The sequence below is a fragment of the Oceanobacillus sp. FSL K6-0127 genome, assembly GCF_037983385.1.
In the GTDB taxonomy this organism is placed as follows: domain Bacteria; phylum Bacillota; class Bacilli; order Bacillales; family Amphibacillaceae; genus Oceanobacillus; species Oceanobacillus profundus.
The window spans coordinates 512,770-532,638 of sequence record NZ_CP150287.1; the positions used below are offsets into that span (position 1 = coordinate 512,770).

Annotated in this window: 20 protein-coding genes and 1 pseudogene; 2 read left to right on the forward strand and 19 right to left on the reverse strand. The window is 37.0% G+C overall.

Annotated features, from left to right (window positions below; translation table 11 throughout):
• Positions 1 to 103: 103 nt before the first annotated feature.
• From rplI to MHH64_RS02405, 3 genes are read right to left on the reverse strand one after another with little or no spacing between them, the layout of a single operon-like run.
• Positions 104 to 550, reverse strand: a complete 447-nt coding sequence (gene rplI / locus MHH64_RS02395; protein ID WP_095314239.1) for a 50S ribosomal protein L9 — start codon at positions 548 to 550, stop codon at positions 104 to 106.
• Positions 547 to 2,523 (reverse strand): DHH family phosphoesterase, encoded by a 1,977-nt coding sequence (locus tag MHH64_RS02400; RefSeq protein ID WP_340002639.1) that lies wholly within the window; start codon positions 2,521 to 2,523, stop codon positions 547 to 549. Before MHH64_RS02400 ends, rplI begins: the two co-directional genes overlap by 4 nt.
• A gap of 31 nt (positions 2,524 to 2,554) precedes the next feature.
• Positions 2,555 to 3,499 (reverse strand): YybS family protein, encoded by a 945-nt coding sequence (locus MHH64_RS02405; RefSeq protein WP_095314242.1) that lies wholly within the window; start codon positions 3,497 to 3,499, stop codon positions 2,555 to 2,557.
• A gap of 298 nt (positions 3,500 to 3,797) precedes the next feature.
• On the opposite strand from MHH64_RS02405, the gene MHH64_RS02410 reads away from it, so the two are divergent.
• Entirely contained in the window at positions 3,798 to 4,280 is a 483-nt protein-coding gene (locus tag MHH64_RS02410) for a DUF1189 family protein (RefSeq protein WP_095314244.1), read from the forward strand.
• 49 nt (positions 4,281 to 4,329) lie between these two features.
• Here MHH64_RS02410 and rpsR (MHH64_RS02415) read toward each other — a convergent pair.
• The 9 genes and pseudogenes from rpsR (MHH64_RS02415) to MHH64_RS02455 form a co-directional block, all read right to left on the reverse strand.
• Positions 4,330 to 4,428 (reverse strand): annotated as a pseudogene (gene rpsR, locus MHH64_RS02415) (30S ribosomal protein S18); the annotation flags it as partial.
• A 375-nt stretch (positions 4,429 to 4,803) separates the two neighbouring features.
• Positions 4,804 to 5,211, reverse strand: coding sequence for a hypothetical protein (locus MHH64_RS02420; protein WP_340002640.1), 408 nt, complete (start codon positions 5,209 to 5,211; stop codon positions 4,804 to 4,806).
• Positions 5,212 to 5,654: 443 nt separating this feature from the next.
• Positions 5,655 to 5,885: a 30S ribosomal protein S18 gene (rpsR, locus tag MHH64_RS02425; RefSeq protein WP_095314025.1), complete on the reverse strand. Its 231-nt coding sequence runs from the start codon at positions 5,883 to 5,885 to the stop codon at positions 5,655 to 5,657.
• 35 nt (positions 5,886 to 5,920) lie between these two features.
• The gene (ssb, locus tag MHH64_RS02430; protein ID WP_095314023.1) at positions 5,921 to 6,433 is read right to left on the reverse strand and encodes a single-stranded DNA-binding protein; all 513 of its coding nucleotides are present in this window, start codon (positions 6,431 to 6,433) and stop codon (positions 5,921 to 5,923) included.
• Positions 6,434 to 6,448: 15 nt separating this feature from the next.
• The gene (gene rpsF / locus MHH64_RS02435) at positions 6,449 to 6,736 is read right to left on the reverse strand and encodes a 30S ribosomal protein S6 (RefSeq protein ID WP_095314021.1); all 288 of its coding nucleotides are present in this window, start codon (positions 6,734 to 6,736) and stop codon (positions 6,449 to 6,451) included.
• Positions 6,737 to 6,918: 182 nt separating this feature from the next.
• A complete protein-coding gene (gene ychF, locus MHH64_RS02440; RefSeq protein ID WP_095314020.1) occupies positions 6,919 to 8,019 on the reverse strand; it encodes a redox-regulated ATPase YchF in 1,101 nt (366 codons plus the stop codon).
• A 261-nt stretch (positions 8,020 to 8,280) separates the two neighbouring features.
• The gene (locus tag MHH64_RS02445; RefSeq protein WP_095314018.1) at positions 8,281 to 8,475 is read right to left on the reverse strand and encodes a DUF951 domain-containing protein; all 195 of its coding nucleotides are present in this window, start codon (positions 8,473 to 8,475) and stop codon (positions 8,281 to 8,283) included.
• A 38-nt stretch (positions 8,476 to 8,513) separates the two neighbouring features.
• Complete coding sequence (locus MHH64_RS02450; RefSeq protein WP_340002641.1) at positions 8,514 to 9,413, reverse strand: mechanosensitive ion channel family protein; 900 nt, start codon at positions 9,411 to 9,413, stop codon at positions 8,514 to 8,516.
• Between the two features lie 19 nt (positions 9,414 to 9,432).
• Complete coding sequence (locus MHH64_RS02455; protein ID WP_095314014.1) at positions 9,433 to 10,455, reverse strand: hypothetical protein; 1,023 nt, start codon at positions 10,453 to 10,455, stop codon at positions 9,433 to 9,435.
• A gap of 91 nt (positions 10,456 to 10,546) precedes the next feature.
• Here MHH64_RS02455 and yyaC point away from each other — a divergent pair, with 91 nt between their 5' ends.
• Positions 10,547 to 11,170 (forward strand): spore protease YyaC, encoded by a 624-nt coding sequence (gene yyaC / locus MHH64_RS02460; protein WP_095314012.1) that lies wholly within the window; start codon positions 10,547 to 10,549, stop codon positions 11,168 to 11,170.
• Between the two features lie 157 nt (positions 11,171 to 11,327).
• Here the strand turns inward: yyaC and MHH64_RS02465 are convergent, their stop codons facing one another.
• The 7 genes from MHH64_RS02465 to mnmE form a co-directional block, all read right to left on the reverse strand.
• Entirely contained in the window at positions 11,328 to 12,032 is a 705-nt protein-coding gene (locus MHH64_RS02465) for a DUF554 domain-containing protein (protein ID WP_118889309.1), read from the reverse strand.
• Between the two features lie 238 nt (positions 12,033 to 12,270).
• Complete coding sequence (locus MHH64_RS02470; protein WP_118889308.1) at positions 12,271 to 13,110, reverse strand: ParB/RepB/Spo0J family partition protein; 840 nt, start codon at positions 13,108 to 13,110, stop codon at positions 12,271 to 12,273.
• Complete coding sequence (locus MHH64_RS02475; protein WP_118889307.1) at positions 13,091 to 13,864, reverse strand: AAA family ATPase; 774 nt, start codon at positions 13,862 to 13,864, stop codon at positions 13,091 to 13,093. The genes MHH64_RS02470 and MHH64_RS02475 overlap by 20 nt, the downstream gene beginning before the upstream one ends.
• 186 nt (positions 13,865 to 14,050) lie before the next feature.
• The gene (noc, locus tag MHH64_RS02480; protein ID WP_118889306.1) at positions 14,051 to 14,908 is read right to left on the reverse strand and encodes a nucleoid occlusion protein; all 858 of its coding nucleotides are present in this window, start codon (positions 14,906 to 14,908) and stop codon (positions 14,051 to 14,053) included.
• A gap of 707 nt (positions 14,909 to 15,615) precedes the next feature.
• Positions 15,616 to 16,332, reverse strand: coding sequence for a 16S rRNA (guanine(527)-N(7))-methyltransferase RsmG (gene rsmG, locus MHH64_RS02485; protein WP_095314004.1), 717 nt, complete (start codon positions 16,330 to 16,332; stop codon positions 15,616 to 15,618).
• Positions 16,333 to 16,407: 75 nt separating this feature from the next.
• Positions 16,408 to 18,294 (reverse strand): tRNA uridine-5-carboxymethylaminomethyl(34) synthesis enzyme MnmG, encoded by a 1,887-nt coding sequence (gene mnmG / locus MHH64_RS02490; protein ID WP_340002642.1) that lies wholly within the window; start codon positions 18,292 to 18,294, stop codon positions 16,408 to 16,410.
• A gap of 46 nt (positions 18,295 to 18,340) precedes the next feature.
• Complete coding sequence (mnmE, locus tag MHH64_RS02495; protein ID WP_095314000.1) at positions 18,341 to 19,717, reverse strand: tRNA uridine-5-carboxymethylaminomethyl(34) synthesis GTPase MnmE; 1,377 nt, start codon at positions 19,715 to 19,717, stop codon at positions 18,341 to 18,343.
• Between the last annotated feature and the right edge of the window lie 152 nt (positions 19,718 to 19,869).

A 19,869-nucleotide genomic window follows, 5' to 3' on the forward strand; every position in this document is an offset into this window, starting at 1 on the left:
TTTTCTAAGAAGTAAAACCAAGCTCTTTTTTATCTTTATACAGAAGAAATCGGCCCAGTCGCCGATTTCCCTTCATTTTCATTATCCATCTTGCAATTTATTATTATTGTTCGCTCACGTGAACTTTAACTGAACCAGAAACTTCTGGATGAAGTTTTACTGGAATTGTTGTGTACCCTAATGAACGGATTGGCTGGTCAAGCTCAATTTTCCGTTTATCCAATTTATGTCCATGTTGCTTCTGTAATGCTTCGGCAATTTGCTTACTTGTAATGGAACCGAATAGACGTCCATTATCTCCCGATTTCGCCTTAATTTCAATGGTTAGTTCTGCCAATGAATCTTTAAGATTCATTGCTTCTTCTTTTTCCTGTTGTTCTAATTGTGCATTTTTACGTTTTTTTGCATCTAGGGCCTTCATATTTCCAGAGGTTGCTTCCTCTGCCAATTTATTTTTTAACAGATAGTTTCGGGCATAGCCATCCGGTACGTTCTTTACCTCACCTTTTTTTGCTTTACCCTTTACATCTTTAAGAAAAATTACTTTCATTCCGATTCTCTCCCTTCATAATACTCGTTTAAAATATCGATTAGGAATGCTTCTGAATCATCGATAGTTGTATCTTCTATTTGAGTAGCCGCATTTGTCAAATGCCCGCCACCATTCATTTTTTCCATGATCACTTGTACATTTACTTTTCCAAGTGACCTGGCACTAATTCCAATTTTACCATCTGCTCTTTCAGAAATCACAAAAGAAGCACTTATTCCGGTCATCGTTAACAAGGTATCGGCTGCCTGAGCAATCATCACAGGGCTATAGGATGTTCCCGATTCAGCTTTGGCAATCGCAATATGATCGCGGAATATTTTTGCACGTTCAATAATTTTACTTCGTATTATATACAGGTCTAAATCCTCTTTTAGGAATTGTTGTACTAAAACGGTATCAGCTCCAACCGAACGTAAGTATGATGCTGCGTCAAACGTCCGTGATCCAGTACGTAACGTAAAGCTTTTCGTGTCGACAATAATTCCTGCTAGCAATGCTGTAGCTTCCAGCATTTTTAACTTCGTACCTTTTGGTTGATATTCCAATAACTCCGTCACTAGTTCTGCAGTCGAAGAAGCATATGGTTCCATATATACTAACGTAGGATTATCAATAAAGTCCTCACCTCTCCGATGGTGATCGATTACGACTCGATATTCTGTTTTATGAAGCAGGCTTTCATCGGCTACCATTGATGGTTTATTGGTATCAACGATAACAAGCAAGCTACGATTTGTAATAATCTCCTCCGCACGATCCGGATCAATAAAATATTTCCATAATTCGTCATCCGCCTTGATCGCATCAACTAGACGATATACACCAGTATCAACATCATCTGGATCGAAGACAATATGCCCTTCGACATTGTTTGTTTTCGCGATATTCAAGACGCCAATAGCTGCACCAAGGGAATCCATATCTGGTGATTTATGGCCCATAATGATGACATTGTCACTTGCCTTCACAAGCTCTTTTAACGCATGTGAGATAACACGTGCCCTTACACGGGTTCGTTTCTCCATTGGATTCGTTTTACCACCGTAAAACCTTACTTTACCTTGATCTTCTTTAATCGCAACCTGGTCCCCGCCACGTCCCAATGCAAGATCAAGGCTGGATTGTGCAAGCTCACCTAACTCTGGTAGAGATATATTTCCGACGCCAACCCCGATACTAAGTGTAACGGGGTTATTTTCAACGCCGTTCATTTCACGGACCTCATCCAAAATATCGAATTTAATTTTCTCCAGCTGCCCTAGAATTTCCTTCGTTCCAACAGCCAAAAATCGCTCTTGAGATGTGCGTTTTAAATAAAGGCCATAACGATTCGACCAATTATTCAAAACGGTTGTTACCTCTGAGTTTAATTGGCTCTTAGCTGTATCATCCATATTCTGTGTAATTTCTTCATAATTGTCTAAGAAGATAATGGAAAGCACGGTTTGATCATTATGGTATAGCTTTCTTAATTGCTGCTGATCCGTTCGATCAAGCAGGTATAGTAAACGTTCTTCTTTTTTTATGATGGTGTTAAATTTATAACCATCCAATTCAAGCCAAAGGCTCTCTTTGTTTTCCTTAACCATCGGAATAATATCTTCCGAAAGCTTATTCAACGACTCACCTATTAGCGAATCATCTTCATCACTAAATTGATTCATGTATGGATTTGCCCATTCTATCTGATAATCTTCATTATACAAAATAATACCTAAAGGCATCTCTAATAATGCTTCTTCTCCAACCTTCTTGATCCGATGTGACATGGTTGATATATATTTCTCTGTCTCATTAAGAAGTGTTCTTTCCGTCCTGACACTATAATAAAAGGAAGCGGCTAATAAAACAGTCAAAATGAACCCCAGTATCCACTGGAAATACCAAACGACACCAAGCAGAAGGAAGGATAATAAATATATCACCCATACATGCCTGCTCAATATTGGCTTATTTTGTAAATTCGGCATTGCGTTCAGCTCCTATTACTCGGGTGCAACCTTATTTTTTGCTTGTCAGTCGTTCCCTTAACCTAAATCCTATATCAATTATACCTAAGATTCTTACGAAATAAAGTAGAAACGTTGGAAAAAGTAACGTAATCACAACAATAAAAATTGGCACAGCTTTTGTTATTTTCTTATGGTACGTATAAAGGAAGATAAATGAAAATCCTTGTAATGCCATTAAAAGCCCTGTTAATGCCAATAAATTATGTACAGCTGTATAGTATATACCTGCTGGATTCAAATCAAAAAACGAAATGAATAATGCAAAGAAATAAATCCACAGTATAGATGTCGGAAATCTTAAGTTACGGAAAGGCGGGAATCGTAGTTGCTTCTTCTCTAGCCGGTTGATAAATTTATAGCTAATCCACTGGCTGAGAAACGCTAATACAATTGCAGTTAATGCAAGTCCCACTGGCAATAATTCAATAAGCATGTTGACTTGTTGTAAAAGCAACTCTTCCATCTGTTCAGTTTGTCCACTAGCACCAAATTGCTCCATGATGGATGCACTCATGTCCATCGAATCTGTTATGATTACTTTCAGCTCATTTACCAAATTAACTGAAAAGACAACTTGACTAAAAGCAAAGATAAACAATAGGCCAATAATAAAACCTAATGTACCCCTGGCCAATGTTTCATAAGCGGATACTTCTTTATGAATAGCAGCGCCAATTGCAATTCCTCCAATTCCAGCTAAAACCGTAAACGGCAGGAAGGCAATAGTAGCAATAAGTGCCGTAATAAGCAAGGAGGCTACAAACATTAAAAATGAAGGCTTTAATCCATGCCTAGCTGCATATAGAATAAAAGGTATTGGTAATAAAAACATCCCGAATATCGTTACTATCGGAACAAATATGGTAATCAACAGAAGCACTATATATATAGCTAATAGTAATGCTCCATCTGTTAATTTTTTTGATTGATTCATTTATTGCACCTCATCTAATCTAGATTGACTATTCTACTATCATAACATGATTCGTACCAAAATAGTTGTCTGATCATGTCGAAGCATTTATTCCCCGGGAGATATAAAAAACGTCCTTCGAGCTATTCTTAGCAGTATTTATATACGATTTACAAATGTCATTCTTTCTTCAACACTATAGGCGCATTTCCCACTAATTTCTACTATAATATTATAGAAGGATGAATTTGCTATAAAAAACGGCATGCTTATTTTATAGCAGTCACTTCCTAAGCATACATAGTTAAGGGTGGAAAGCATGACCTTTTTGAACGTCTTTTTGAATAGTATAAAACTACCAAAGAAAAAAGCAATGTTTCAGCTTAATCGAGTTGGTATGGATATTGCTGTTATTTATATGTTTATCCTACTTGGTCTCGTATCAATTCCTTCATTAATCGAACAGCTGACAGCATCAAGTGGACTCGCAGCTGATTTAAATGTAATTTTCAAGTTGATTTACTTTTTTATGTTTTATTATTTGCCATTAACAATTCTTGTATTTATCGCGATATCATTTGTGGCTTATATTGGAAGAGGGATTACACATTTTATGCAGCGTAAACTGCGCTACTCTCTCCTATGGAAAATGGTTGCATTTACAACAACAATCCCATTTATCTTATACATTATCATCGCATTTATTATCCCAGTTCGTGATGCTTATCTATTGCTTACATTTATTTTTTCGATTGGTTTATTATTGAAGATGATTTCAATTTATCCAAAAAGAAGAAAATAAAAGAACCTCAAAATCGGAATTACATCCAGGTTTTGAGGTTCTTGGTTATTTACTCAGCTACATATGGTAATAAAGCCATTGTACGAGCACGTTTGATTGCAATTGTAAGTTTACGTTGGTATTTTGCAGAAGTTCCAGTTACACGACGAGCTGCCATTGGACGTTAATATGGACACACTAATCCCAGTGTTCATATCAGTCCAAACACCGCATTCATTTTTGTAAGAAACCAACCAACCTAAAAAGATTAGCAAAAAAGGAAAAACAAAATTTATATAATTATACTTTATCATATTTATTAAAAAAGAAAATGGTGTCCAATCTCTTCTTTCACTATAATTTGAGATCAACTTTACAACAGTTAGTTACAAGAATCCATTTTAATCAAAATGGATTCGAAAGTATGAGTATCTTTAGAAATTTATATTGTATAGTTTGATTATTTATATAATAGTATTGCGTTCTTATAAACTCTAGTTAAAAGTGAGGAAATGGTATCATAGTTATTAACTTTGATTTAATGTTAAAAAAATGTCGGGACCTTTTTAATGGTAATTAAGTGACCTTCAGAAAGAAGTAACTGTTTTGGGTTTGTAATTTCGTGAAGTAACAATTTAGATTTTTCTTTCACTTTGAATTTTATTTTATTCGAATTTATCAATTTCGCTATTTGAACACTACAAACTTTATATGAGGCTGTCTGCTCTTGAATATAATAAAGAAGCTTTTGTAATTCTTCTTCTTGTTCAACACCATTAAAAATCTCGATTTGAATAGGGTAATCGAATCCTTTTATATGCTCATCACTTTTTTCTAAGGTTAAAATTTCATCATGTGAAGTGGAATTATTAAAATTCAAGTGGAATCCTTCATCATAATAATACCCTTTTTGTAATGGGATATCTGAAGCTAAATAATAATAATAAGTCAAATTATCACCCTTCGAATTTTTGTTTACAAGTAAACAACGACAGTTATATATCCATAATACGAAAATGAATTTATAAAACAAGGAATAAGAAAGTTATTTTAGATCACCAATTAAACTCTGTAGAGCAAAAGCAATCATTTATGAAAGGCTTTTAGAGCTTGATCAAGTAATAGTTAAGATAAAGAATTAAATTATGCTCAAGTTGATTTATGATTTGAATGCATAGTTAAACAATTAAAAAATGCGATCCCCTTAGACTCTATTATGACACATTTATCCTAGTGTTATCATATCAGTCCAAAGATCGCATTAGTTTAAATAGCCGATTATCCAAAAAGGTTGCAAAAAAATAAAAAAACATACATCAATATAATAATTTAATCAAAATAAAATACCTCAAAATTAAACGAGAGGTAACTCGAAATAATTTTGAGGTATTATTATTACTCAGCTACATATGGTAATAAAGCCATTGTACGAGCACGTTTGATTGCAATTGTAAGTTTACGTTGGTATTTTGCAGAAGTTCCAGTTACACGACGAGGAAGAATTTTTCCACGTTCAGAAATGAAACGTCTAAGCAAGTCTACATCTTTGTAATCGATGTGTGTGATTCCGTTCGCTGTGAAATAACACACTTTACGACGCTTTGCGCGTCCACGACGAGCTGCCATTGATACCCCTCCTTTTTAAATTCACTTTACCCGTTCTAAAACGGTAAATCATCGTCTGATATATCGATAGGCTCTCCATTATTCTTAAATGGATCGTCTTGTGGTTGGTTATTATTTGGTTGAAACTGATTTTGGTTTTGATTCGGTTGGTATTGATTCTGATTTTGAAATTGGTTCTGATTTCTATTTTGCTGGTAACCTTGCGAATCCTGTCCGCCAGAAGAAGAACCTTTTGATTCCAAAAATTGTACACTATCTGCAACAATTTCAGTCACATATACGGTTTTTCCATCTTGTCCTTCAAATGAACGTGTTTGAACTCGACCATCTACACCGATCATACTACCTTTTTTCATGAAGTTTGCCAGGTTTTCTGCTGGTCTACGCCAAACGACACAGTTAATAAAATCTGCTTCTCTATTTCCTTGTTGGTTAGAAAAGGGACGATTAACAGCAATCGTAAAGTTGGCTACTGCCACGCCATTTGGTGTATAACGTAAATCAGGATCCCTCGTTAACCTGCCTACTAGTACGACACGATTTAACATCAGAACCACTCCTTATTATTTTTCATCTCGAATTGCAATATGACGAATAATATCATCAGAGAACTTAGCAAGACGGTCAAACTCGTTAACAGCTTCTTCGCCACTGCTGAAGTTAATAAGAACATAATATCCATCACGGTAGTCTTGGATTTCATAAGCAAGACGCTTCTTGCCTTTTTCTTCCACTTTTGCGATCTCCGCGCCATTATCTGTTAAGATCTTGTTGAAACGCTCAACTAAAGCTGTTTGAGCATCCTCTTCAATGTCTGGGCGGATGATGTACATGATTTCGTATTTTCTCATCCGTTACACCTCCTTTTGGTCTTAGCGGCCCCTATCTATCTTAAAACAGTTGTTCAACATAATAGGAGCAAGGAATAATCATAATCTAATTACTCACAATAACGTATTATACCAAATCCTGTTTTGTTTGACAAGTATTCGAGAGATACCTAATTGTACGTTTTTAAATTTTATATTCCTGCTTATACATTAAAGCGGAAGTGAATAACATCGCCATCTTGAACGATATATTCTTTTCCTTCTAATCGAACCTTTCCTTTTTCTCGTGCATGTCCCATCGAACCAGCTTCCACAAGGTCTGTATAGGAAACTGTTTCAGCACGAATAAAACCTCTTTCAAAGTCTGTATGAATAATACCTGCTGCTTGTGGTGCCTTAATCCCTTTGCGGAATGTCCAGGCTCGGACTTCTTGCTCTCCAGCAGTAAAGTAAGTTGCTAATCCTAATAAGCTATAAGAAGCTTTAATCAGCTTGTCTAAACCAGATTCTTCAATTCCTAAATCTTCAAGGAACATACCTTTTTCGTCTTGGTCAAGCTCGGAGATTTCCTCTTCAATTTTTGCACAAATGACAATTACTTCTGCATTTTCGTTTGCAGCATAATCTCTTACCTTTTGTACATTTTCATTTGAATCTGGATCTGCAACCTCATCTTCACTTACATTCGCTACATAGAGGATTGGCTTGCTTGTTAACAAATGCAGCCCTTTTACAATTTTCCATTGTTCATCTGTAAATTCCAATGCTCTTACAGGTCTTTCTGCTTCCAGACCCTCTTTTAGGGTTACAAGGATGTCATGCTCAATAACAGCTTCCTTATCCTTCTGTCTAGCCAGCTTCTCGACACGCTGGAAACGTTTATTTACCGTTTCTAAATCAGCAAGAATTAATTCAAGATTGATGATTTCAATATCATCAATTGGATCTACCTTTCCAGATACGTGTGTAATATTCTCATCAACAAAGCAACGGACGACTTGACAAATTGCATCCACCTGGCGAATGTGAGAGAGAAACTGGTTCCCTAACCCTTCCCCTTTACTCGCACCTTTTACAATCCCGGCAATATCCGTAAACTCAAAGGCAGTTGGGACAGTTTTCTTCGGTTTTACTAATTCTGTTAATTTATTTAAACGTTCGTCAGGTACTTCTACAATTCCCACATTTGGATCGATCGTTGCAAACGGGTAGTTCGCTGCTTCAGCTCCAGCTTGTGTGATTGCATTGAAAAGCGTGGACTTTCCCACGTTCGGAAGACCTACGATTCCTGCTGTTAAAGACATTAAACTTTCACTCCTTAAGGATTCCATTCATAAAACGCGTTTGTACTCCAATTATAGAATAGTGGCTACTAAAAAGACAAGTAAGTAAAAAACAAAAATAGGTACACTAAGTATACCTATTTTTGCACATTTACCCTATTACTTTTGGTTTTTCGTATCTCTTTATAAGAATATAATACTATTTTTAGTAGTGTGTAGTCAATTTTAACTAATTTCAAAAATTAGCTATTTTAGTTATACAATCCCTACTCCATCAAACCCCTAACTCTCCGCTTTTTCCAGTACTCTTTTCAGCTTTTTAACGAATTCCCTTCGCGGAATCATCACACTATGATCGCAGCCAAGGCATTTAATCCGGATGTCCATTCCCATACGAATAATTTTCCAACGGTTTTCTCCACATGGATGGGGCTTTTTCATCTCTACAACATCATTCAAATTAAATTCTTTCTCCATTTTTGGATCTCCTTTTTTACATACATTATATCCAAATTTTAATGGCTCTGCCCTCTATTTTCACGTTTTAAGTCTTCTCTCTCTTCCTTTGAGTATAAAACAACACGTGGTGATGGGAGTTCAATGCCAGATTTATATAATTTATCTTGGAGCTCCTTCCGAATATTTCGCTCACCAGCCCATTGGAAACCTGGTAATGTATCAGCAATAACTCGAATTACAAAATGGGAGACGTCTAAATTTTGTACCCCGATTATTTCTGGTGTTCCGACTAAAAAATCATACTTTTCCGGTAACGTTACAGCAACTTCCTGAATAATCCTTTCCACATCAGCAACATCACTCTCGTATGGAATATTTATATCTACAATCGATAACCCATTATGAACCGAATAATTGGTCACCTGTGTTAAATTTCCGTTCGGGATGATATTCATCTCCCCTGTCCAGCTCAGTACCTTCGTTGTACGAAGACCGATTTCTTCTACCGTGCCTTCTATACCTGCAACGGCTACATAGTCACCGACAGAAAACTGATCTTCAAAGATAATGAAGAACCCTGAAATAATATCTCGCACGAGGTTCTGTGCACCGAAACCAATTGCTAAACCAAGGACACCAGCACCGGCAAGTAGTGGACCAATATCAAACTCAAACACGCCTAAAATCATTACGATGGCCATAAAGTATACTACATATGCTACCACATTTTTAATTAGCTTTTTCAGTGTGTTTTCTCGTCGTTCCGAAATACGGATTGGACCTGTAGTTCGATTGACAAATAACTTATCAACCAGCTTTCTCGTTACCTTAACGATAATCAATGCTAGACAAATAATGATGATAATCTGTAAAGCTGAAGACAACAATATTCTCCATAGTTCTGGACCTGTTATATAATCCCATACATTTGTTACTTGATCGTTAATTTCATCCATAGTAAAACCTCCAAACATTCTATCTAACCTTCTCCATACGTTTCCAAATTGGATATAATAATAGTCTTGTCAATATATACAAATTGAGAATCCCATATAGTGGATAAATCACACGTATTAATGTAGAGAAACCAAAGGTAGTTAGGGGAATCATAATGATTAATGTAAGCATTACAATTAGGAATAACGGTTTTTGGAAATACTGCTGCAGTCGTGTCGCGATTCCAAGCATACCAGCAGCAGCTGTCGTAAAGATCGCAAACCATAGCATAACTGACATAAATACCAGTATCTCCATCGGATAATGCTTTAATATCGCAAATAATGGAATCTCATACAGTAAAATCTCTTCTGCAATTTGAATTAGACTATTATTATAAATAAAGGAAATTACACCTAATATCAAGCCACTGCCTACGCACGCAAAAATAATCTCATTTCTAGACCGCACTTTATTTCCAATTGCTCCAAGCACGGCTACAAGCGGAAGAATATTCAGGGCGGTAAATGGAAAAGCAGCCATCCAATTTCGTTGTTCATGCCAGTGTGAGAATAGCGCTAATTCCTGATCAACCGTAAACATAATCAGAATAGCAAGCATGCCCACAAGCATAATCGGTAAAATAAACTGATTCACTTGCAGCAGCCCATTCACGCCTTTTAAAAATAATAACATGAGTGCAACTACAATAATACCTATACCCCACCAATAGGAGTAATTAAACGCCTGTCCAGTTGCACCACTGCCAGCAATCATAACAATCGTTGTTGTAAATAAGTATAATAAAATCATAACATCAAATACACCCGTTAACCTAGCACCAACTATTTCCTCTAATACAGGCAAATAATGCGATGATTTTAATCGATAGCTAATTTCCATAATCACCATACAGCAAATCGAAAAGAAAACACTAAACAAAACAATCGCCAAACTGCTTTCATGGCCAAAAAACTGCCATAACTCCGCCCCAGATGCATATCCAGCACCAATTGTCGTTCCAATGATTAGAAACATCCATTTCAACCCAGCAAAAATCATCTACTATTCCTCCAATATTTTAAGGCATTTGTATGTATAGAACGGCAAAATAATCCGTATACTATACCAATATGTTTGTGGAGGATAAGCTATGTATTTAAAGAATCGATTTGAGCAGCCAATAGAGACTTTCCGTATGCCTTATACGGATTCCGAGCTTTCCCATTTAATGTGCGAAAAAATACTATCCTGGTTCCCAGATGCCCCGCGGGAATATATCATCTTATGTATTGGAACAGATCGATCGACCGGAGATGCACTTGGTCCATTAACCGGTACATTTCTTAAAGAAACAAAACCAAAGCATTTGCATGTTTATGGGACGGTTCATGATCCTGTGCATGCTGTAAATATGCAAGAAGCGATTACCATTGTAAAAGAGAATCATCGCAACCCTTTTATTATCGCAATAGATGCTTGTCTCGGAAGGAATTCCTCGATTGGTCATATCATTACGGAAAAAGCCCCTTTAAAGCCAGGAGCGGCTTTAAATAAAGCTTTACCTACTATTGGAGATATGAACATTACAGGAGTAGTCAATATTAGTGGATTTATGGAGCATTCTATTTTACAAAACACGAGATTATCCGTTGTTATGGATATGGCAAAAAAAATAACCGGGATTTTAAGCAACATCGATCAGCAGCTTACTTATAATTATTCGCCTACCGTGGTTATTTCAAAGAAACACCCGGTCAAGAAGTGGACCGTATAATTTTCTGCTTATTATTTATGTGCTATATTCACTAGAAAAGTAATAAATCCTACCATGCCCCTTTCAAAACGAAAGGTTACCAAAAAAATACTGGCAAAGGAAGTATGTATGGACACTTCCTTTGCCAGTATTAAATGGATCGATGTATCAATTTATTTTATAAAAGCGAATAGATATAATAAATAATTCCTACCGTCACAATCGCAGGCAATAAATTACCGATGCGAATTTTTGTGATTTTTAATAGATTTAAACCAATTGCTACGATTAATAAACCACCAACAGCTGTAACTTCTACAATCAATCCATTTAAAAATTCTTCAGGTAACAATCTCTCAATTTGTGTTGCAACCAGCGCAATTATACCTTGGTAGAGAACAACCGGTATTACCGATAATATTACACCAAATCCTAATGTTGTTGTTAATACAAGTGCAGTAAAACCATCAATTACCCCTTTTGTAATAAGCACTTCGTGATCGCCTCGTATCCCACTATCCAATGCACCAATAATAGCCATTGCGCCAATACAAAATATCAATGTTGCTGTAATAAAGCCTTGGGCGATGCTTGTATCACTATCTCTATTCGTGAATTTACTGCCTACCCAATAGCCAAGACGATTTAGCCCCTCTTCCAAATGAGTAAATTCACCAATTATTGCCCCAGTAAGAAGACTTAATAGGACAATTATAATTTGGTCGCCTACCAATGCCATTTGCAAACCTATCAATACAACAGCAAGTCCAATACCGTGCATAACCGTTTCTTTGTATCTTTCAGGTATCTTCGTGAAAAACAATCCAAAAATACAACCTATAAGTATGAGTGCTCCATTTACTAATGTACCAAATAAAATCATTTCTATCTCTCCACCATTTTTTTCGTTATATGTAATTTAAGGGCGGTGTATCTTCGAAAATCTAATGCAATATCAACCGGGTATTCCTTATCCGGTTGAAAATAGTACAGGAAAAGGTCTGAGACCGTGGCCCTGGCAAGTATCTCACCGTGAATGTTTCACGTGGAACATCTTCCATTAACCTTCTTTAAATAAAATGAAAGACTGATAGTAGAAACGATCAGTCTTTCTAAATACCCTATTTATTTAAATATTCGATAAGACGATTTAAATCATCATCCGTGTAAAATTCAATTTCGATTTTTCCTTTACGTTTACCTTTTTGGATATTAACCGCCGTACCTAATCGCTCTCTCAATACCGTCTCTTGTTCTTCCAGAAAAACGTCTTTTTTCGGTTTTTCCTTTTTTGCTGGCTGTTTTTCATTCAACTGGATAATTAATTTCTCAACCTGACGGACATTTAGTTTTTCATGACGAATTTTATTTACCAGCGGGAATAACTTATCCTTGTCTTTTAAACCTAAGAGGGCGCGTCCATGCCCCATTGATAACTCTCCGTTATTAATATAGGCAACAACCTGATCTGGCAATGAAAGCAAACGAACCATATTCGCAATATGTGGACGACTCTTTCCTAATCTCCTTGACAGCTCTTCTTGTGTAATTTTTAACTCCGTCATCAAGTTTGCATAGGCATGAGCTTCTTCAATTGGTGTAAGGTCTTCACGCTGTAAGTTTTCTAACAGAGCAATCTCCATCATTTTTTCATCCGTTAGCTCTTTGACAATGACTGGGATTGTTTTTAAACCAGCTTCTTTAGCAGCCCGAAAACGTCTTTCACCTACAACAATTTCATACCCTTTAATACTTTTGCGCGCAACCAAAGGTTGAATAATGCCATACTCTAAGATAGACTCTTTCATTTCCTCGATTGCATCTGCATGAAATGTTTTTCTCGGTTGATAAGGATTTGGCCTACATTCTGTGATAGCAATTTCTTCTATTGAACCAGCTTCTTCTTGCTCGTTTTCATTCAGAAACAAAGCATTAAGTCCTTTACCCAACCCTTTCGCCATTTGCCATCACTTCCCTCGCTAATTCAAGATAAACCTCTGCACCTCGGGATTTTGGATCATAACTGATAATTGGCATTCCATGACTTGGAGCCTCTCCTAATCTTACATTCCTCGGTATAATTGTTTTATAGACTTTATCTTGAAAGTATTTTTTAACCTCTTCAATCACTTGAATACCTAGATTTGTTCTTGCATCAAGCATTGTTAGTAATACACCTTCAATCATCAATTGTTTGTTCAAATGTTTTTGAACAAGACGAATGGTGTTAAGCAATTGACTAAGTCCTTCCAACGCATAATATTCACACTGGACTGGAATCATGACAGAATCAGAGGCAGTCAGTGCATTAATGGTTAATAACCCCAAAGAAGGCGGGCAATCTATAATGATATAATCATAGTTTTCTTTTAAACTTTCAAGTGCCCTTTTTAAACGAATTTCCCTTGAGATAATAGGAACTAATTCAATTTCTGCACCAGCCAATTGAATGGTTGCAGGTATAATATCTAAATTGTCTATATTTGTCGAAACAATTACCTCTTCTGCAGGTAAATCTTCAACAAGCACATTATAAACACAGTTACTAGCGTCTGCTTTATTAACTCCTACCCCACTTGTTGCATTTCCTTGTGGATCTGTATCAACAAGTAATACTTTATTCCCTAAAGAAGCAAGACAAGCACTAAGGTTTACGGACGAAGTTGTCTTTCCAACGCCACCTTTTTGATTTGCGATGGCCAATATTTTTCCCATGTTGACACCTACCTAACTATATACATACTATATTATCACTAAATGAATAGAAGCGACTATCTTTTTTTCTTTTTTTGTGAAATTGTAATGATAAAATGGCAATTTATCAACTAAAAAACGAACTGGTTATGCAAAATACCCACCTTTTCGACAAAGATGGGCTAATGTTAAATAGTATGATAAGTATTATTTCTTTTTAGGTATTTTAATCGTAATTTGATAGTAATCGTCTAACTCTTTTTCATCCGATTCCACTTCTACTCCGGTATCTGACACCATGTTTAAGGATTGTCGAATGGTATTCATTGCTATCCGAATATCCTTATTGACACCTTTTAATTTTGGACGTTTCTTTGTTTGCTCTTTCGGCTCATTCATTTTAGCAATTCGTTCTTCTGTTTGTTTCACATTCAAATCGTTATCCATAATGACCTGCAAAACGTGCAATTGCTGTTCCGGTTCCTTAAGCTTGATTAAAGCTCGTGCATGTCTTTCTGTTATCGTTTTATTTAATAAAGCTGTTTGCACTTCCTCTGGAAGCTTTAAAAGTCTTAGCTTATTTGCAATCGTTGATTGATTTTTACCTAACCGCTGCGCCAATGCCTCTTGAGTCAATGAATGTAGCTCTAATAGCTTCGCATATGCTAATGCTTCTTCTATAACGGTTAATTCCTCCCGTTGTAAGTTTTCAATTAGTGCCACAGAAGCTGTCTCTGCATCAGACATATCCCGAATGATGACAGATACCTTCTCCCAACCTAGGGATTGAACAGCTCTCCACCTTCGTTCACCAGCAATCAGCTCAAATTTTTCTTCATCTAGCTTTCTTACTACAATTGGCTGGATCATTCCATGAGTATGAATGGTTTGAGCCAATTCCTTTATCTTTTCTTCATTAAAAATAGTTCTTGGTTGGAAACGGTTCGCTTGAATTCGATCTACTGGAAGCTGAATCACTTCATCTGGATTAAATTCCTCCGTCTCCTCTAATTCAGGGGTTCCTTTATCCCCTAAACCAAATATCCGATTAAAAGGATGTACCACTTACCTGACACCACCTTCATAATTTAACAAAATAAAATCATCTATGTATAAAAATTGTTTCACGTGAAACAATTGAATGTCTAATTTAAATCAAGTATAGCATAAAGTAAAACTTCATTCAGTGGGGTTCCATACGTCTCCCATTTTCACATTTTTTATCTTTCTCAAGCTGAGAGGGGTTATTATAAACCGTTAATGCGTGATAAAAAGGAATTTACAAGAAAAAACGCGCCAGCATTCTGCTGCTGTGCGAAATATACTTACCTTATATTACATTTATTTTACCACATTTGTCCTCAAAAAAGTAATGAATCTTTCGTGAAAAACGATTTGTTCATTTAAAGAACAAAAGCGCAAGCGCCCGTTTAGCGACGTACGGACTGCGCCCCGAACTTTGGGGTGGTTCGACCTGTCGAACATTCCTACGTAGGAGATAAAGGAAACACGGCGACCGCAGGGAGTCGATGTTGACTTTCACCACAAGGGTATAAGTGCGACTAAGCCTCTGGCACAGCCAGTCGGCAAGTCTTCTTTATCGTACGGAGGTGAGGGAAGTCTCGCTAGTCGCTGGGCGCTGGATCTGGACGTAGCCGTTTAGGTAACTAAGTTATCCACAGCATTCAAATTTTATAGTTTCCTGCAATAAAAAAGGAAATTCGTATAGCAGGTGGTGTCTTTTCTATACGAATTTCAAAATAATAATGCTATTATTCAATTGGTTCTTTGTTTGGAAGACCAGCTTTTCTTGGATATTTTTTTGGTGTCTTTCGTTTTTTGCGAATAACAACAATAGAGCGTTCACTTTCCTCTTGTGGTAGTGCAAAGGTATGAATCGCTTCTACTTCTCCGCCAAGTAGCTCAATAGCTTTCTCTCCTATTTGTAGCTCTTCTTTCGCTTGCGCACCCTTCATCGCAATAAAAGCCCCCGTTTTTTTCACTAATGGCAAACATAACTCACTAAGTACAGACATTCTTGCAACCGCTCTTGCAGTTACGATATCAAAAGATTCTCGAAACGAACTGTTTTTGCCGAAAGTCTCCGCTCGATCATGATAAAAAGCTACATTCGTTAAATTTAACGCTGCTGCCAAATGATTCAAAAATCCAATTCGCTTTTGTAATGAGTCAACTATCGTAACCTTTAAGTGTGGAAAACAGATTTTCAGTGGAATACTTGGAAATCCAGCACCGGCTCCAACATCACAAATATGTAATTCTTCTCTTAAATCATAATGAAATGCAGCTGTAATACAGTCATAGAAATGCTTTAAATAGACACCCTCTTCGTCTGTAATCGCTGTTAAATTTATTTTTTCATTCCATTCTACTAATATTCGAAAGTAAGTTGAAAATTGCTCACGTTGTGCATCTGTTAACTCAATTCCCTGTTCACCTAGTGCAGCTACAAATTGTTCTGGATTCATTAATCAACTAGTCCCTTCTATGTAATGGAAGAATAGCGACGTACCTTATTCATACGTCGCTATCTCCACCTCATTTTAATTTGCAATTCGTGCAATATTTCCCTGTTGAATATATACAAGCAAGATGGATATATCGGCAGGGTTAACACCAGAGATTCGAGAAGCTTGACCTACAGAGAGTGGACGAACTTTTTTCAGTTTCTCTACCGCTTCTGTTGCCAATCCATGGATAGCATCATAGTCAATATCATCTGGAATCTTCTTGTCTTCCATTTTTAACATTCGCTCTACTTGCTCATTTGCTTTTTTAATATAGCCTTCATATTTCACTTGAATTGCTACCTGTTCACGCATTTCAGGACTCAATTCCGTATTCGCTTCTATCATTTGTTCAATATGATCATAGCTTAGCTCTGGGCGCTTTAATAAATCATACGCTTTTACTGGTTCCTTTAATGGAGTAGCTCCCGCACTTTCCATAATCGCATTTACTGCTTCCGTTGGCTTAATTGTAAGTTTTTTAAGTCGCTTTTTCTCCTGTTCTACGAAGCTTTTCTTCTGTTGGAAATTAGCGTAACGTTCTTCTGGGATTAATCCCAGCTCATATCCGATATCTGTCAAACGTAAATCAGCATTATCATGACGGAGCAATAAACGATACTCCGCACGTGACGTTAATAAGCGATACGGCTCATTTGTGCCTTTTGTAACTAAGTCATCAATGAGAACACCGATATATGCTTGAGAACGATCTAAAATAACTGGCTCTTTACCAAGTACTTTCGCTGCCGCGTTAATACCAGCCATAATCCCCTGCCCTGCAGCTTCTTCATAGCCAGAGGTACCATTAATTTGGCCTGCTGTATACAGTCCTGGAATTTTCTTTGTTTCTAATGTTGGCCAAAGCTGGGTAGGTACGACCGCATCGTATTCAATCGCATAGCCAGCACGCATAATAACGGCATTTTCAAGACCTGGTACTGTTTTTAACATCTCTTCCTGAACAGATTCAGGTAATGAAGTAGATAAACCTTGCACATAAACCTCTTCCGTATCTCTGCCTTCTGGCTCTAAGAAGATTTGATGACGCGGTTTATCATTAAAACGAACAATTTTATCCTCAATTGACGGGCAGTAACGTGCACCTGTTCCACGTTTTGCACCGGAATACATCGCGGAGAAACCTAAATTGTCGTTAATTACTTGGTGCGTAAATTCATTGGTATAGGTTAACCAGCATGGAAGCTGATCCGTAATTTGTTCCGTTGTTTCATAGGAGAATGACTGTGGATTGTCATCTCCTGGCTGGATTTCCGTTTTGGAGTAATCAACCGTGTGACTATTAACACGTGGCGGTGTACCTGTTTTAAATCGTGTTAATTCAAAACCAAGCTCCTCTAAGTTTTCAGAAAGCTTCACAGAAACACGTTGATTATTTGGACCACTTTCATATTCCAAATGCCCCATCAATACTTTACCACGCATAAAGGTTCCTGTCGTAACAATGACAGCTTCTGCAGTATACGTTGCCTTTGATTCTGTGACAACGCCTTTACATACACCATCCTCAACAATTAAAGAATCTACCATTCCTTGACGAACAGTCAAATTCTTTTCATTTTCAATAAGTTTTTTCATTTCGCGCATATATATTGGCTTATCAGCTTGTGCACGTAAAGCTTGCACAGCTGGGCCTTTTCCGGTATTTAACATCCGCATTTGGATGTAGCTTTTATCAATCACTTTCCCCATGATTCCACCGAGGGCATCAATTTCTCGAACAACAATCCCTTTAGCAGGTCCACCAATTGATGGATTACATGGCATAAAAGCGATCATATCGATATTCAATGTTAGCATTAACGTTTTGGCACCCATTCTTGCTGCAGCAAAGCCAGCTTCGACCCCTGCATGCCCAGCGCCAATAACAATAACATCATAATGACCAGCATTGTATGTCATCACATTCATCCTTTCTAATTTTTTAATTCCGTATACCTATTCCAATCTATTTTCCTAAACAGAACTGCGAGAATAACTGATCAATTAAACTGTCACTCGCAGTATCTCCAATAATTTCACCTAAAAACTCCCATGTCCGGGTAACATCAATTTGCACGATATCCATTGGCATTCCGAGATCAATACCTTCCATCGCATCTTCTAACGCAAGGCTTGCTTGCTGCAGTAATTGGATATGCCTTGCATTCGAAACATAGGTTAGATCACCTGTCTCAATTTCTCCTGCAAAGAATGTATCAGCAATAGCTTGTTCCAATTCGTCTACCCCTTCTTCTTCAATTAGAGAAGTCGTAACTAGCGGTCTATCTCCTACAAGCTCTTTTACACGGTCCATATCCAGCTTCTGTTCCAGATCTGTTTTATTTATAATGACGATATATTCAAGCCCACTTACTGCTTCAAAGAGCTTGAAATCCTCATCTGTTAAGACATCATTGTTATTTAGTACAAATAAAATTAAATCGGACTCTTTTAATACTTGCCTTGAACGCTCGACACCAATTCGTTCCACAATATCCTCTGTTTCACGAATTCCAGCTGTATCGACCAATCGAAGCGGAACACCACGTACATTGACGTATTCCTCAATTATATCACGAGTTGTACCTGGAACATCTGTAACAATTGCTTTATTTTCCTGTACAAGTGTATTCATTAACGAAGATTTTCCGACATTTGGCCTGCCAATAATTGCTGTAGCAAGACCTTCACGTAAAATCTTCCCTTGTTTTGCGACACTTAATAATTCATCAATCTTCTTATGAACTTCCTTTGTTTTCGTACGCATCATTTCGTGGGACATTTCTTCCACATCATCGTATTCTGGATAATCAATATTTACTTCGACATGTGCAACTGTTTCAATCAATTCCTGACGCAGCTTTCCAATTAACCCGGATAAGCGACCATCCATCTGCTTTAATGCCACAGACATTGCTCGGTCTGTTTTTGCTCGAATGAGATCCATAACAGCCTCTGCCTGCGAAAGGTCAATTCTCCCATTCAAAAATGCACGTTTTGTAAACTCTCCTGGCTCTGCCAAGCGTGCACCAATGCTTAAGATAAGCTCTAGCACCCGGTTTACGGCTACCATACCACCATGACAGTTGATTTCAACAACATCTTCACGAGTAAATGTTTTCGGTGCGCGCATCACAGAAACCATTACTTCCTCAGCAATCTCACTTGTCTTTGGGTCGATAAGCTTCCCATAATGAATCGTATGAGAATCTACCTGGTTTAAATTTTTCCCTTTAAAAATACGTGCTGTCATTGAAACTGCCTCAGGACCGCTCAATCTTACAATCGCTATTGCCCCCTCACCAATCGGGGTTGATATCGCAGTAATTGTATCTGTCTCCATCACGATCACCTCCAACATTTTTTAAAAGCTTTTATCTATATCAATGGACAATAATTTAAATTTACGTCACTAACAAAATAGAATAACATAATTTCATTAAAAAATAAACTTATCCACAATTATTTTTTTCAGTAAGCTTCCAATAAAAAGCG

Excerpts from the sequence above, each read along its gene's own strand:
- rplI (WP_095314239.1), bottom strand. The coding sequence starts at position 550 with ATGAAAGTAATTTTTCTTAAAGATGTAAAGGGTAAAGCAAAAAAAGGT.
- MHH64_RS02400 (WP_340002639.1), bottom strand. The coding sequence starts at position 2,523 with ATGCCGAATTTACAAAATAAGCCAATATTGAGCAGGCATGTATGGGTG.
- MHH64_RS02405 (WP_095314242.1), bottom strand. The coding sequence starts at position 3,499 with ATGAATCAATCAAAAAAATTAACAGATGGAGCATTACTATTAGCTATA.
- MHH64_RS02410 (WP_095314244.1), top strand. The coding sequence starts at position 3,798 with ATGACCTTTTTGAACGTCTTTTTGAATAGTATAAAACTACCAAAGAAA.
- rpsR (WP_095314025.1), bottom strand. The coding sequence starts at position 5,885 with ATGGCAGCTCGTCGTGGACGCGCAAAGCGTCGTAAAGTGTGTTATTTC.
- ssb (WP_095314023.1), bottom strand. The coding sequence starts at position 6,433 with ATGTTAAATCGTGTCGTACTAGTAGGCAGGTTAACGAGGGATCCTGAT.
- rpsF (WP_095314021.1), bottom strand. The coding sequence starts at position 6,736 with ATGAGAAAATACGAAATCATGTACATCATCCGCCCAGACATTGAAGAG.
- ychF (WP_095314020.1), bottom strand. The coding sequence starts at position 8,019 with ATGTCTTTAACAGCAGGAATCGTAGGTCTTCCGAACGTGGGAAAGTCC.
- MHH64_RS02445 (WP_095314018.1), bottom strand. The coding sequence starts at position 8,475 with ATGGAGAAAGAATTTAATTTGAATGATGTTGTAGAGATGAAAAAGCCC.
- MHH64_RS02450 (WP_340002641.1), bottom strand. The coding sequence starts at position 9,413 with ATGGATGAAATTAACGATCAAGTAACAAATGTATGGGATTATATAACA.
- MHH64_RS02455 (WP_095314014.1), bottom strand. The coding sequence starts at position 10,455 with ATGATTTTTGCTGGGTTGAAATGGATGTTTCTAATCATTGGAACGACA.
- yyaC (WP_095314012.1), top strand. The coding sequence starts at position 10,547 with ATGTATTTAAAGAATCGATTTGAGCAGCCAATAGAGACTTTCCGTATG.
- MHH64_RS02465 (WP_118889309.1), bottom strand. The coding sequence starts at position 12,032 with ATGATTTTATTTGGTACATTAGTAAATGGAGCACTCATACTTATAGGT.
- MHH64_RS02470 (WP_118889308.1), bottom strand. The coding sequence starts at position 13,110 with ATGGCGAAAGGGTTGGGTAAAGGACTTAATGCTTTGTTTCTGAATGAA.
- MHH64_RS02475 (WP_118889307.1), bottom strand. The coding sequence starts at position 13,864 with ATGGGAAAAATATTGGCCATCGCAAATCAAAAAGGTGGCGTTGGAAAG.
- rsmG (WP_095314004.1), bottom strand. The coding sequence starts at position 16,332 with ATGAATCCAGAACAATTTGTAGCTGCACTAGGTGAACAGGGAATTGAG.
- mnmG (WP_340002642.1), bottom strand. The coding sequence starts at position 18,294 with ATGACATACAATGCTGGTCATTATGATGTTATTGTTATTGGCGCTGGG.
- mnmE (WP_095314000.1), bottom strand. The coding sequence starts at position 19,717 with ATGGAGACAGATACAATTACTGCGATATCAACCCCGATTGGTGAGGGG.